General features: G+C 37.2%; 10 protein-coding genes and 1 pseudogene. 1 reads left to right on the top strand and 10 read right to left on the bottom strand.

All coding sequences use genetic code 11. The features are described 5' to 3' along the window. Positions 1–21: 21 nt before the first annotated feature. The gene (locus F6K23_RS22765; RefSeq protein WP_293160076.1) at positions 22–3,984 is read right to left on the bottom strand and encodes an EAL domain-containing protein; all 3,963 of its coding nucleotides are present in this window, start codon (positions 3,982–3,984) and stop codon (positions 22–24) included. An 884-nt stretch (positions 3,985–4,868) separates the two neighbouring features. Continuing rightward, positions 4,869–5,258 carry a four helix bundle protein gene (locus tag F6K23_RS22760; protein WP_293160074.1) on the bottom strand — a complete coding sequence of 130 codons (390 nt, stop codon included), beginning with the start codon at positions 5,256–5,258 and terminating at the stop codon, positions 4,869–4,871. 168 nt (positions 5,259–5,426) lie between these two features. On the opposite strand from F6K23_RS22760, the gene F6K23_RS22755 reads away from it, so the two are divergent. Further along, the gene (locus tag F6K23_RS22755) at positions 5,427–6,899 is read left to right on the top strand and encodes a leucyl aminopeptidase (protein WP_293160072.1); all 1,473 of its coding nucleotides are present in this window, start codon (positions 5,427–5,429) and stop codon (positions 6,897–6,899) included. A gap of 349 nt (positions 6,900–7,248) precedes the next feature. Here the strand turns inward: F6K23_RS22755 and F6K23_RS22750 are convergent, their stop codons facing one another. From F6K23_RS22750 to F6K23_RS22715, 8 genes and pseudogenes are all read right to left on the bottom strand, one after another. Then, entirely contained in the window at positions 7,249–8,529 is a 1,281-nt protein-coding gene (locus F6K23_RS22750) for a flotillin family protein (RefSeq protein ID WP_293160070.1), read from the bottom strand. A gap of 565 nt (positions 8,530–9,094) precedes the next feature. Next, positions 9,095–10,501 (bottom strand): flotillin family protein, encoded by a 1,407-nt coding sequence (locus F6K23_RS22745; RefSeq protein WP_293160068.1) that lies wholly within the window; start codon positions 10,499–10,501, stop codon positions 9,095–9,097. A 73-nt stretch (positions 10,502–10,574) separates the two neighbouring features. Beyond that, a complete protein-coding gene (locus F6K23_RS22740) occupies positions 10,575–10,712 on the bottom strand; it encodes a hypothetical protein (RefSeq protein WP_293160066.1) in 138 nt (45 codons plus the stop codon). 6 nt (positions 10,713–10,718) lie between these two features. After that, the gene (locus F6K23_RS22735) at positions 10,719–11,063 is read right to left on the bottom strand and encodes an NfeD-like protein (protein ID WP_293160065.1); all 345 of its coding nucleotides are present in this window, start codon (positions 11,061–11,063) and stop codon (positions 10,719–10,721) included. A 241-nt stretch (positions 11,064–11,304) separates the two neighbouring features. Then, positions 11,305–11,913, bottom strand: coding sequence for an NfeD-like protein (locus F6K23_RS22730; protein ID WP_293160063.1), 609 nt, complete (start codon positions 11,911–11,913; stop codon positions 11,305–11,307). A 1,384-nt stretch (positions 11,914–13,297) separates the two neighbouring features. After that, positions 13,298–13,756, bottom strand: a complete 459-nt coding sequence (locus F6K23_RS22725; protein WP_293160061.1) for a hypothetical protein — start codon at positions 13,754–13,756, stop codon at positions 13,298–13,300. A 93-nt stretch (positions 13,757–13,849) separates the two neighbouring features. Then, positions 13,850–14,419, bottom strand: a pseudogene (locus tag F6K23_RS22720) (SDR family NAD(P)-dependent oxidoreductase); the annotation flags it as partial. A gap of 165 nt (positions 14,420–14,584) precedes the next feature. Beyond that, complete coding sequence (locus F6K23_RS22715; protein ID WP_293160059.1) at positions 14,585–14,767, bottom strand: hypothetical protein; 183 nt, start codon at positions 14,765–14,767, stop codon at positions 14,585–14,587. Positions 14,768–15,169 lie beyond the last annotated feature (402 nt).

Here is a 15,169-nt window from a genome sequence, read left to right as displayed (position 1 = left end):
CTCCCCCACTCCCCATCTCTCCTACTCCTCATCTGGCACATCTAAGGGTTGTGGATAAGAAATTCCATAACCTTGACCATAGTCTACACCTATAGTCTTAATTTTATCTAAGATAGCACCATTGCTCACAAACTCAGCGATCGTTTTGAGACCCATCACATGGCCAATCCGATTCATTCCTTCAACTATTGCATAATCTAAGGGGTCGCTGACAATATCCTTGACAAAACTGCCATCAATTTTTAAGTAATCTACGGGCAAATTTTTAAGATAAGTAAAAGAAGATACTCCACTACCAAAGTCATCTAGAGCAAAGTGACAACCCAAATTCTTAAGTTGTCTAATTAACTTAGCAGCTTGAGATAAATTAGCGATCGCCACTGTCTCAGTAATCTCAAAACATATTGCCTTTGGAGAAATATTAAATCTGGCTAATTGTCCTTGTAAAAAAGTAATAAATTGCTCATCATTAACTGTTTCACCAGAAATATTAATTGCATAAATTGTATCTGCATTTATATCTGACCCCCCCCTAAAAAATCTCTCACGGTTAAGATTCTCAAAAGAAGGGTGCAACTGACCTTTGAGCTGTGACAAATAACTAAAAAAGTTTTGAATCACCCAACGGTCAATCATTGGCATCAGATTATATCTTTCTGCTGCTGGAAGAAAAGCCATTGGCGGAATCAATTGATTTGTTTCATCTCTCAAGCGTAAAAGTATCTCATAATAAAAATGACTCAAATGCGAATCTGGCAATGGTGCAACAGGTTGATAATACAAACAGAAAAGATTTTGTTCGCAAGCTTGATGAATTTTTGTTACCCAATGCACAGTATTTTTTTGCTGCTTCAAATCTAAATCATCACTTTGGTAAATATGAAAACGATTTCGGCCTCGATTTTTCGCGATATAACAAGCAGCATCAGCAGCACTGAGGAGCCAATTAACATCATCTACAATACCTGCCTGGTTGAGACTTTCCTGACTAAGAGTAATTATACCAATACTAACACCAATATTAAAAGTCTTATCCTCCCATACAAATCTGTACTCCTGAATACTATCAATCAACTGTTGCACTACTGTCTGAGCATTATTCATGTTACACTGCAATAATAGCAAAGCAAATTCATCTCCACCGATCCTAGCCAAAATATCTGCTTTGCGACATTGAGATTGTAATAGAAGGGTAATCTGACGCAACAATTCATCCCCAGCTCTATGACCACAAGTATCATTAACAATTTTAAATCGGTCTAAATCTATATAAGCAAGAGTATGTACTTGGTTGTATTTGTTCACATCCACCAAAGAATTTTCTAAAAGTTTCTCAAATTCTCTGCGGTTTAACAACCCTGTTAGAGAATCGTGTTGAGCTTGCCAAAATATTTGATTCCTCAACTTGCGCTTGTCTGTCACATCTCGAAATACTAACACTACCCCTAATATTTGATTGTCTTCTGTTTTGATCGGAGCGGCAGAATCTTCTATTGCATACTCTTGACCATCACGCGCCACCAGAAGAGTATTATTTGCCAGCTCGACGATTTGCCGTTCTCGGAAAACTCTATCTACCGGACTCTCCATCGGTGTACGGTCTAGTTCATCAAAAATTTGGAAAATCTCAGCTAGTGGCAAACCTTTAGCTGTTGATAATTTCCATCCAGTAATTTTTTCAGCAATGGGATTAAGATAATCAACATTACCTTTTTCATCAGTAGTAATCACCCCATCTCCAATAGATTTTAATGTAATTTCGGCTAATTCTTTTTCTTGAAACAGAGCCAGCTCCATTTGTTTGCGTTCTGTAATATCTTCAAAAATACCTGCAGTGCGGTATATTTCTCCGGCTCGATCGCGTACAGGAAAAGCACGACTCCAAATCCAGCGAATTTCACCATCAGGTCGTACAATTCGATACTCATCGTTAGTAAACTCACCACGCCGTTGTTTCTCGTCATTTAAAACAAAGCAATCGCGGTCTAATGGATGAATGCTATTTGTAAATGTTTCTCGCCATTTTTCTAAATTTGTAATGGAGCGCCCCCAAACATGTTCATAAGTAGGACTGACGTAGATCGACTCACTTTTGTCAAGGGTAGTTATCCAAAAAACTTCTCGGATATTTTCTGCAATTTGACGGAATTTTTCCTCGCTAGACCTCAGAGAATCCTGAGTTTGCTGTCGTTCGATCGCTGTACCTAGTGCATTAGCGACTGCCTGCAAAAAATAAACATCATCTTGAGTAAACCACCACTTCATTTTAGTATGTATACCAAGTATACCATAAGGTTTTTGTTTTTCAGCGCCCGGGATAATAACGCTAATTCCAGAAATAATTCCATGGTCGCACAGCAGTTTTGGTCTTCTGAATCTGGTTTCAAGACGAAGGTCTTCTACAATTACAGGTTCAGATGAATGTAGGGTATAACCTGCTTGAGTATCACTGCCAGTATTTACTATCGCATGACCTACAAGTCCCTCTTGCCAACCAATACCAGCCCGTAATAGTAAAGAATTACCATCAGGTAACAATTGGAGAATCTTGCAGTATTCTCCATCTAATATTTGGGCAACTATTTGTACAATCTGATCCATCAGCAGAGAAATATCTTTGCCTGATAAGGCTTCTTGAGTAATTTGAGCCACAGCTCGCTGCTGTCTAATTCGATTTTTACAAGCTTGGTTAATCAGCCTTAATTGGGAAGTTTGCTCTAGAACTCGTGTTTCTAATTCAGCATTGAGAATAGAAAGTTCTTTTTCTGCCTGTTTGCGATCCGTGATGTCATGACCTTCGGGAATTAATAATATCACCTGTCCAAGTTCGTCAAAAACTGGTTTGAGAGAAAAGTCGATGGTAATTACTTGTTTACCTTGACCAACTACCATAATTTCATAACGTACAAACTCACCTTTGACTGCTTTAGCGATCGCTTGTCTCATTTGTGCTTGAGCAAGTCTATGTTTAGTCTCTATGTCTCTAGGATTTTCCTCATCATCCACTGCTAACCACCATTTAACTTGCCAAAAAAAATGTCCGACAATATCTTCATGTTTGAGACCAGTAAAGTCTAAAAATGTCTGATTAGCTTCTAAGATAGTACCGTCTGGGTTTAAAAGTCCAATAAATTGAAATGTTTGATTAAAAATAGCCTGGAAGCGTCTTTCGCTTTCTCGGATAGCTGTGATATCTCGCCCCACTGCTTGATACTCTACTAAGTTATTGTCTTCGTCAAATATTGCCCGATTTGTCCATTCCTGCCATCTCCACTCTCCGTTGGACATTTCTACCATTTGTTCATTGATAGCTGTGGGTTGTTCTGGGGTCAGAGTATCTAATAGTTGTTGTAGCCTTACCATCTCCGAAGAGGGCAAAAACTGATAAAAACTTATCCCAATTAGCTCTTCTGGCGTTGTATCAAAATAGCGACAATAAGTATCGTTGACAAAACTCAAAACTCCCCCTGGATAAAAACGACAAATCAATTCTGTTTGGTCTTCGACTATGCCACGATATTGACTTTCACTTTTTCGTAGTGCTTCTTCTACCTCTTGGCGCTCTCTAATTTCTGATTCTAAAGTTTTGTTAATTGCTGTTAATTTGGATGGACTTGGTAATTTTAATGCCTGCGGAATCAGAAGATACATTTCCAGGGCTGTGTATAGGGAAGCTATTGCTGTAATTGCTTTGAGACCTCCTGATAACCAATAGGCGGGATGCCACAAAGTCCAAACTTCCATGAGATGGACTGTACCGCAAGAAGCAATGAAGGCCCCAAACATCCAGAATATCGATTTAAAGGGTACATCCTCTCGTTGACGGACAAAGTACACTAACATGAATGGGATGGAGTAGTAAGCTATTGCTGTTAATGTGTCTGAGCTAGCGTGTAGCCAAATTAAGCCTGATTCCCAAAGATAGCATTGTCCATGGGGCATCAATTGTTCTGGGGAAAATATGTTTTGTATTAGTTGCCACATAATAACTACTTTCGTAAATTTTTTGAAATTTATAATCTTTTATTTTGCTATAGTTTAAAATCTTAAGTTAGTTATGCTTAAACTCTTCTATCTTGAGAATTTGTCCCTCGGTAGCTCTTTGTTTATCAGTATATTTACTATTTGTCTGTTCTATTTTATAGAGATAAAAATTTATATATATACTTATGCCTAATACCAATTTTATATGAGGTTGCATAGAATTACGAAATTCATTCATTAATCTATATTTATCTATGCCTATCTACAGTCAATTGTGCTTTAAGTATTATTCTATGCAGCTTCATTTCAATTTGGTATAACAAGAATAGTATATCTAAAATTAACAATAGATAACTTATTGTTGGAAACTAAACATATTCTTACATATTAAAAAAATATATTTACTAGGAGAAAATTAACTTAACCTGAATTAAGAAGAATATAACTACAGTTTAAAAATATGAAATATAGCGGTTTTCAAATAGATAGACTACAGTGGCCAAAGCATTCTCCTACTGTCTGCTCCCTACTCCCTACTCCCTACTCCCTACTCACTACTCCCTACTCCCTGCTTCCTAAACCAAAAGAATTTTGTAGTCTACTTAAATGAAAAGCGCTTTATTAGATTTTAAAGTATTACGTAAAAAAAAAATTATTCATATTTGGATCGAGGCAGAATTTTTCATCTAGTTTTTATGATATGAAAGATAGAAAATATTACCATTATCTATACTATAGATACCTAATATATAGGTAAAATAATACCTCTTTCAAAGGAATTAGTATTCAGAAACTGATACCTGAAAAGCCATTACCAGTCTCAACTATCTCTTTTCTGGTCATTTAAATCTATTGCCAAAATTAAGGTATATTAAGGTAAGCATTCAGCTATTAGTTGTCAGGTTTTCGGTGCGGAATGCCCTAGCATTTAGCCTTTTAATAAATGAAGCAAGCATTTGTTTTACTTCTAGCACATTTTCAGCAAGGCATTCATATTCTGAAGATTTGATTAAATGCAGATCGTGAGCAAGTAAAAGATGATACTCAAGTTCACTGGCTGAACCCATGGCAATTTGAAAAAAACGAGATAGCTCTACATTTCCATTTCTACCAAATCCTTCTGGAATATTTGCAGCAATTGAAGCACAAGAGCGACGAGCTTGACTTGTCAAACCATGTAATTGTGCCGCTGGAAATGTAGATGTTACTCGATAGACTGCCAAGGTTAGCTGATGTGCTTTTACCCATACTTTTAATTCTGTGAAATCTCTCAATTGCTTTTTCCTCCTTTAAAAGTAATGAAGCTTATAGCTGATGGCTGACGGCTGAATGCTTACATATTAACTTAATCAAAAAAATCATTAAAAAAGTAATTATCCGAGTTTGAACTCAAAAAAACGATTAAGATAATTTACCAACTACCAGTTAATAAGGAAATCAAGATGGAAATTAGAGCAATTAATACACCTCTGTTAGAATGGACCGGAGATGCCTTAGCCATTGGTTTATTTGAAGATACCGATAGCATATTAACCGGGGATATGGCCTATTTGAATGAAAAGCTGACTGACACTTTATCTGAACTAATCGAGGAAACAGAATTTAAGGGTAAAGTTAACAGCAGTGCCTCGACTCGCGTGGGCAGCAAAAAATCCATCCGTAAAATTATTATAGTGGGCCTGGGTAAATCGGAAGAGTTAAAATTAGAAACTCTGCGCCAAGCAGCAGCAACTTGTGGACGTTTGGCAAAAAAGGAGAGATGCAAAACTCTAGGCATTAGCTTGCCAATATGTGACAATGCTGAAGCTACAGCTACAGCCATCACAGAAGGCATTGAGTTAGTCCTCCATCAAGATCATCGCTTTAAATCTAAACTGGAAGATCAAGGGCCAGATGTAGAAAAAGTAGATTTAATCGGTTTAGCTGGCTCTGATGAAGCCATCGCCCGTGCCCGGAAAGTCTGTTCTGGGGTGATCCTAGCCAGGGAACTTGTAGCAGCACCTGCTAACTCTTGTACCCCAATAACTATGGCTGAAACGGCTGAAGCTTTAGCTAAAGAATTTGGGCTAACTATAGAAATTTTGGAACGAGAAGATTGTGAAAAATTAGGCATGGGAGCTTTCCTGGGAGTTGCTCAAGCTTCTGACTTACCACCAAAATTTATTCATATCACCTACAAACCAGAAGGTAGTCCTCGTAAAAAGTTAGCAATAGTAGGGAAAGGCTTAACTTTTGACTCTGGTGGCTTAAACTTAAAGCCTTCTGGTAGTGGTATTGAAATAATGAAAGTTGATATGGGTGGAGCTGGTACAACTTTTGGTACTGTGAAGGCGATCGCTCAACTTAAACCAGATGTGGAGGTTCACTTTATTAGTGCTGTTACTGAAAATATGGTTAGTGGCCACGCCATGCACCCTGGAGACTTCCTCACTGCTTCTAATGGCAAAACTATTGAGGTTAATAACACAGATGCAGAAGGGCGTTTGACTTTGGCAGATGCTTTAGTCTTTGCCGATAAATTAGGAGTAGATGCGATCGTTGATTTAGCTACTCTCACAGGTGCTTGTGTTGTGGCATTGGGTAATGATATTGCTGGTTTATGGAGTCCGGATGATGATTTAGCGGGGCAACTGGCGGCAGCAGCAGAAAGTGCTGGTGAGAAACTATGGCGGATGCCTTTGGAGGAGAAATATTTTGAGGGGTTGAAAGCTATGCACGCTGATATGAAAAATACTGGACCTCGCCCTGGTGGCGCTATTACTGCTGCTTTATTTTTGAAGCAATTTGTTCAAGATACACCTTGGGCGCATTTGGATGTTGCAGGTCCTGTATGGATAGATGCTGAGAATGGTTACAATAATGCTGGTGCAACTGGTTATGGTGTTCGGACTCTGGTAAATTGGGTTTTGAGTTAGGGGTCAGGAGTATATCACTTGTTCGGATAAGCTATAATAGCGTAGGTTGGGTTAAGCGACAGGGAAGGGAGGATATTGCTCCCACTACCGTTATCATACCGTAGGTTGGTTTTGTTTGGCAACAGTCTAGTAGGGTGCGTTAATGAAATGTAACGCACCGCCTATCCCAAATGTTTCGCTCAGTTACGCTACCGCTAACACACCCTACTGTCGTGTCAAGCTAAAAATAGGGTAATAGGAAAATGGCAAAATCTATATAATACATTGTTTTTGTCGAAAATTCTAATACAACATTTAAGGCTTGACACGACACTACTGGACTGACTAAAATCATTTAAGGTGTGTCATTCTAGTAGTTTCTAGGTGTCTCGCTCTCCCCATCTCGCCTACTCCCGACTCCCCGATCGCTTAAATTATTTACCGTAGCAGCTACATCAATACCAGTAGTTTGCTTGAACTCCTCAATAAAGGCAGCCATTTTTGTAGCATTGCTCCCAGCTTGAGCATTAATTACGGTAACATTATCCACATCAACTTCTGGCACAGTAGATACCATAATCTTCAGCAACTCTTCCAATTTCTGGTACAGAAAAACTTCTCGTGCGTTTGCACCAGCAGCTTTCCAAGATTCTGCCAGCTTCTTAATACCCTCTGCTTGTGCTTTTCCTGGTTCGACAATAGCAGCAGCATCTCCCTTAGCACTAGCGATCGCTCGTTTACATTCTGCTTCTGCGGGAGCAACTACATCTGCTTGTAACTGTTGTTCAACTTGCTTAATACGCTCATTCTGTACTGCTACTTCAGCCTGAGTCCGCGCCACTTCTGAACCAATATCAGCCTCTGCTTCGGCCACCACTGCTTGTCGTTTTGTCACCGCATCTTGAATGCGCCTTTCAGCTTCTGCACGAGCTACAGCAATTTTAGTTTCAATCTGTTTGAAAGAAGTATCTTTTTGGTTTTCTGCCTCTCTAATAATTGATTCGGCCTGGGTTTGTGCTTCAGCAATACGAGAATCTCGTAACAATTCTGCCTGTTGTTTTCGACCAATAGAATCAAGATATCCTACATCATCAGCAATATTCTGAATTTGCAGAGTATCCAAAACTAAACCTAATTTTTCTAGGTCGTCTTCTGCTTCTTCCAGCAAGCTTTTGGCAAAAGCAATTTTGTCTTCATTGACTTGTTCGGGCGTCAGAGAAGCTAATACACCACGCAAATTTCCTTCTAGAGTTTCCTGGGCTAATTTTTCAATTTCCTGGCGAGTTTTGCCTAGCAGGCGCTCGATCGCATTGTGAATAGTAGGTTCTTCCCCAGCAATTTTGATATTTGCCACACTCTCGACTGTGAGAGGAATACCACCTTTAGAATAAGAATTATTAACCTTAAGTTCAATAATCATATTACTCAAGTCCATGCGGAAAGCTTGTTCTAATAGGGGGACGCGAATGCTACTACCTCCCTTGACAAGACGATATCCAACTTTTTTATCGCTGTCTCCAACACGGTGACGACTTCCAGAAAAAATTAGGACTTCACTTGGTTGACAAATATAATAAAGGTTGCGAATGACAAAGACACCTGCACCAGTACCAAGACCGAAAACTGCCAGTAATGCTAATACTATTTCCATGATTTTTTTGACTCCATAATTTTAGTTATTTAAGAAGGAAGAGGAAGAAAAGGAGGACAAGGAGACAAGGGAGAAAAAAGCCTAGATATTATAAGTTTGAATGTTGCTTGTTTCTCCTTCCAAGTTCACTTTCCTCCTTTGTCTACTTTGTGTTACCCACGTTATCTCTTGATTATCAAAAACATACTCTCTAAGGTAGGGAGTAGGGCAAAAAAATATACTTGTGTGCTTGATATAGAATCCGGTTATAGGGAAGAAGGAAAAAGGAAGAGGGAAGAGGGAAGAAGGAAGTAAAGAAGAGGAGGACAAGGAGACAAGGGAGAAAAAAGCCTAGATATTATAAGTTTGAATGTTGCTTGTTTCTCCTTCCAAGTTCACTTTCCTCCTTTGTCTACTTTGTGTTACCCACGTTATCTCTTGATTATCAAAAACATACTCTCTAAGGTAGGGAGTAGGGCAAAAAAATATACTTGTGTGCTTGATATAGAATCCGGTTATATAGTATATGTTTATAACTATACTCCCCTACTCCCCTACTCCCCTACTCCCCCACTCCTTCACTCCCCTACTCCCCGCGTCCCCGCGTCTCCGTGTCAAATCTTACACCCTCTCCTACTCCCCTACTCCCATTCCTAAAGTTTCCTGTTACATCAATGCCAAGGGTTTGATTAACATTGTTGAGGAACTGGCGGAAGATTTCAGGATAAGCATTCACCAAACTAGCTATGGACTTGCCATCTCCACTATCAATAACTTTGATATTTTCCAATTTAACTTGTTCGGTTACCTTAGCAGACTCACGCAAAATCATACTAATTTGTTGTAAGTAGAACAATTCCGCAGCATCTTTACCAGTCTCTTGCCAAACCTGGGAAAGCATATCGTTAACTAAAGCTTCAGCTTGAGCATTTTCTGAAAGAGAAGCAGCATTTCCTTTTGCTATGAGTTCTTTTGCTTGCCGTTGTGCTTCTGCTGGCAATACTTCATCCGCTTCTAAACGCAACCGCTCTAATTCGGCGCGGACTGTTTGTAATAATTGTTCTGCTCTTGCCCTCGCTTCCTTAGCTGCAGCTTTGGTTCGTTCTTCTTCTGAACGTGCTTGCTGTTCCAATTCTGCTTTGATTTTACGGAGTTCGTTTTCTTTCTTTACGGTTAATGTTAATGACTCGGTTTTGGCAATTTCTGACTGTCGTTGGCAGTCAGCTTCTATTTGTTCTGCTTCTGCTTTGGCATTAGATTCAGCTATTTCTGCATCTCGGCGAATCATGGCAATTTGTTTGCGACCAATGGAGTTGAGGTAGTCTACGTCATCGGAAACGCTTTGAATTTTCAGGATGTCGAGTTGTAGGCCTAATTTTGCTAAGTCGCGACTCACATCTTCGGCAATGCGTTCGGCGAATTGGAGACGGTCTTCGTTTAGTTGTTCGGGGGTCAGGGTGGCAACTACACCACGGAGGTTACCTTCTAGGGTTTCTCTTGCTACACGAGTAATTTCTGAGCGGTCGCGGTCAAGAAATCTTTCTATGGCATTGCCTACTATTTTGGGGTCGTTGGAAACTTTGATATTGGCGATCGCTTGAATATTTAGTGGAGTACCGCCTTTGGAGTAAGCATTCCGCACTTCCACAGGTACTGGCATGGTACGTAGGTCCATTGTTTTGGTAGTTTCTAGAATTGGAATGGGAATTGCTCTACCACCGAAGATTACGCGATAACCAACTGTTTCTCCTTCTTTTGTCCGCCGTTTTCGACCGGATAAAATTAGTATTTCATTGGGTTTACAAATTTGTATGAATGTGTTGATAAACCAGATTAATACTATCACTCCAAATATAGATAGAGCGATGGGTAAACCTGTAGAAATTTTTCCTGTAAAATCCTGAATTGGCTCCCTTTGTATTACAGGAGGAATTTGTGTTATTTCTACAGTGGTTGATTCGGCTTGATTTGATTCTAAATTTTTACTTTTCATTAGTTAAGTTTCCTCATGGATTTTTGTGAAATATAGTATTTTTCATGTAGTAGTATGGAAGTTTTATATAATATCATGTCCATTTAATGAATGATACAAACTTTCTTCTGCTCTTCCTTCTTCTTCCTTCTTCTTCCCTCCTGACTCCTGTATGTCGCCAATCCGACGGCTCTCCTAACTGACTCCTGATTCCTCCGTCATTATTCATCATTTATGATTATTCCTGGTGTTGAAAAGATGATTTGGAAATTACCCACACCTGATTATTTTCTGTGCCGATAATAAATACTTGTTCTCCCTTAGTAAATTCTTTAGATTCTTCTGTTGTACGGGCAATTAATCCTATGCTAGAACCTTTAACATTTAGACTAACTTTACCTCTACTATGAGTATCAAATGGAATTTCCACAGTGCAGGGTAGACCTAAAAAATCTTGAGGGGTGACAAGACTATTTATGACTTGGTTTTGTCGAAAAATCGACAACAATAATACTATTAACATCCCACCAAATATTCCTACTCCCACTGAAATATAGGCTAACATTAAAAGTTGATTTTTCATGCTTATTTATTCAGATCGCAACTATATTTAATACCAAGCGTGAAAAAAAATGTTACAAATAAACTGGCTAGTAAATAATTAATAATTAATAACTAACAATTAATAATTTACCCCGCCACCGCGCCACCGCGCCACCTAGAAAGTTATTTGTAGCAAACATTTATCAATTTGGTATAAGTTGGCAGAAAATCTCTTGAAATTGGGGAATTGCAAAATCGCGTTCAAGGATAGCTGAAAAATATTAAGATTCATCCTCTGATTTTTTATCTAGATAATCTTCTGATACTACCCATACTCTATTATTTTCTATTCCCACGATAAATGCTTTTTCTCCTCTAGTAAATTCCCTAGATTCTTCAGTAAAAGCCATCAATTCTAAAATAGAATTTTTCACATTTAATCTGATTTTGCCTCTACTATTTTTATCAAAAGGAATCTCCACAATTCCAGAAAGACCTGCGAGGTCGCCACTACGCACCAAGCTATCAGCTTGACGGTTTTTTAAGGTATGTAATACCCATGCCATAATTGTGCCACATAAAATACCAACAATTATAGAAATAATGGCAATTATTGTTGGTGAAAGAGTGGGAGAAATATAGGATAACAAAATACCAGTTAGCCCAAAGAAACAACTGCCAAAAGTCCAAAATTTGAGGCTGAATAATGGTAGCCATAATCTTCGGCGACGCTGATATATTGAAGTATTAACTTGTTTACTTGATTGGTCCGTAATTTCTAAGTCTGGGTCAAAGTCTTGGTCAAAATCTACACCATCTAGACCGGCAAAGGCGGAGAGTGCCACAAATGCTCCACCAATAATTAGACAGAAAACATAAGCTGATTCCATAAGTTGTCCTTCATAATTTTTAATAGCTTCTTGGTCTATTTATATTCTGGCAAATTAGTTTCGTATTCAGGCTATTTGTAAAAAAAATTTGTGTTTGACTAGAAAACTACTTTTTATTTCATCAGTAGAATTTTTAATTACTATGAAAACTTTCTTAGTTAGATACAGAAAATTTTGATATAGAGATATTATACCCAAAGTTAGTAGTTTATGGGGGACGGATATCTAGATTGCCAATTTTATAATACCAAGTGTGATAAATTTTTTCTACAAATAGTTAGATTTTTTATAGGAGTAAATTCAGTTATCAGTTAGCTTCTTCCGGAGGAACTGCGTTTTTTATATCGTGCAGCGAAACAGTTATCACTACCTCCTGCAATAGGAATGTGAGAACTTGAAACCTTATTTTTTTGTCAAAATAAATAACTTCTATATAGCAATTCCCATATTGGTAAAGTACAAAATTCGCTTGTTTTAGGGAACAGGGAACAGGGAACAGGGAATAGAATAGAAATAAATATAGGTGTACCTCACTAATTTGAGAAACGCTATATCATTTATGAGTGTGAGTATCCTTTTTTAATCCAGGAGATATCCGAACGATAATCTTTTCAGTCCCGTTATTATTATAAATATTCTTTTTTCGCCCTTAGCATAGTACTAATTATTAACTATAAATATGCCAGGAAATAGACAAAAGTGGAAAAAATATTTCTTCGTATTCAATTCATCATCACTCTATGTCCTAACTAACTCAATATTTACTATCCAAAAATAAAATTAGAATTTTATACTTTAAAAAAAAGTCTATAATCATCCTAGAAAATAGCTATCTATATCACTGTTTATATTAATTTATTATTTCTGATTTTTGTCTTCTTTTCTTCCTTATTCCTTATTCCTTCTTGATTGATTTATTATTTCTGATTTTTGTCTTCTTTTCTTCCTTATTCCTTATTCCTTATTCCTTATTCTTTCTTCCTTCTTCCCTCTTCCTTCTGCTACAACAATACTGACTGTTGATAATTAGGATTATAATTAGGGCTTGCTGATTAAATCTCAAAGCATTGATAGATAAAGGTAAGTGCCTTTTTAAGTATCAAAAAGTGCGAGGTTTTGGGTGCTAATGCTTCAATTAGGAGCGGATTTTGGTCAAGAGTTGCGCAGAAAAATCTTGGGACAAAACTTAGCTCCTGCCTCCTCGCTCATTCCAATTTCTCCTGTCTCCTGTCTCCTGTCTCCTGTCTCCTACCTCCTACCCTCACCCATAAGACTTTTTCAGCAAACCCTAATTAGGTAAAACTTCTACGTTAGGTTGAGTAACTCGTAAAGTTAATGATAGTCTAACTTGACCGCTAGTATTACTTACAGAGCGATGAATAAGTTAATCTGTAAACATCACAAATTGACCTGGTTTGAGAATTACTGGTACTGAATTTTCTGCCAATTTTTCTGTAACTTCAAAGAAATCATTGCCACTAAAAGGGTCTGTCATTTTTACAGATAAATTGCGGTCTTTTTTAGCGTTTGGTATAAATTCAAAGCCATTAAATTTATTGACTTCAGTCAGAGCAATATAAATATTAATTGTTTTACCTACACCAGAAAGCAATTTTGGATAAGAGTCTCTGTTCCACAAGGGGATTAATTGTTTTGCGGGATAATTTACCCAGAGTTCAGAGCGCCATAATACTAATTTTTTTCCTAAATATTCTTGCAATTTTTTCAATAATTTTTCATCCTGACATATTTTCCAAATCCCAGGGGAATCAAGATGTCTTTCCATGTGAAATTCTTGTTTCCAAATTTGAACTAATAATAGAAAGGCTGAACCAAATTTCAATTTCCATAAAAATTTTAAAAGGCGTAAAAATAATAATTTGCTTGGAGGTTTTGGTAAGATTTATGCAAAAATTGTTTTGGTAATTTGAGCAATTTATTGACTGTCTAGTTTGAGGGTGTAAGGACCGGATATTCCAGAAAAGTTATCATAATTAATTGTTTCGTTAGTTGTTGTATTCTGGCATCCACTCCAGAGTAAACTTCTTTCCCAAAGTTGTTTTGCTAGGTGAATATCTGTTGTTATTTTTGGCAAAGGAATTTCCTGGGTTTGGGAATCAAAAAATTTACCACTTATCTCTTTTAGTTGACTAGAGTGGGCACAAAATAATGTACTATTTGCACCTTTTTCTGGAGAAATCCCTAAACCTATATATTTACTCAGACGATGCCAAATTGTAATATTAGATTGCACAAATCCTGGGTGAACGGCATTAACGGTTACATTTGTATTTTCTAACTGTCTGGCAAGTTCAGTTGTCAAAAGTAACAAACATAATTTAGAGACAGAATAAAGTTCTAAAAAGTTGAGGGGTGTTTTTTTGACTAATAAATTCCAAGGAATAGTTTTTGGCTTTAATGCCAAATCGGAAGCCACCATAATAATTCTACTAAAAGCAGAACTCTTGAGTTTTTCTAATAAAAGATATGTCAGTAAAAAATGACCTAAATAGTTAGTTCCCTAAATTAGTTCAAAGTCCTCTTGAGTAGTACCTCTTTGATTAAAAATTCCGGCATTGTTAACTAAAATATCTAGAGGAAGTTGCCTGGCTAAGAACAAATCAACAAATTGACGAACTGAATCTAAATAAGCTAGATTTAAAGGAAAAAATTAAACGTTTTTATTGTCACTAATTTTACGAATATAATCTACATTTTTTGTGGATTTACTAATAAAAAGACAGGTAATAACTACATGAAATCCAGCTTTAGCTAAACCAACAGCAGTCATTAAACCAACACCATAATTTCCACCTGTAACAATACATACTTGATTTTGTAAATCTTGATTCATAACTTAAAAAAAATATTGAAGAAGGAAGAAGAAAGAAGTAATAAGTGGATGGGGACTCAAACCCCAACTAATTATAAACACCCTGTAGACGGCGGGGTATTAAACCCAAAATATTGATAATCAAAATATGAGCTTTGGATGTTTAAATTGTCACTCATAAATTATCCCCGATAGCAATCCTAAATCATTTGTGATAATTTGATTGCTATTTGAAGAAGGAAGAAGAAAGAAGCAAGAAGTTGATGGAGACTCAAACCCCAACTAATTATAAACATCCTGTAGACGGGGGGTATTAAACCCAAAATATTGATCGTAAAAATATGAGCTTTGGATGCTTAAATTGTCACTCATAAATTATCCTCTATAGCAATCCTAAATCATTTGTGATAATTTGATTGCTAT

Origin of the sequence: Okeania sp. SIO2C9 (genome assembly GCF_010672455.1) — a bacterium.
Classification (GTDB): domain Bacteria; phylum Cyanobacteriota; class Cyanobacteriia; order Cyanobacteriales; family Microcoleaceae; genus Okeania.
Note: the sequence above shows the minus strand (reverse complement) of the source record. Positions and strands in the feature narration are given on the sequence as shown.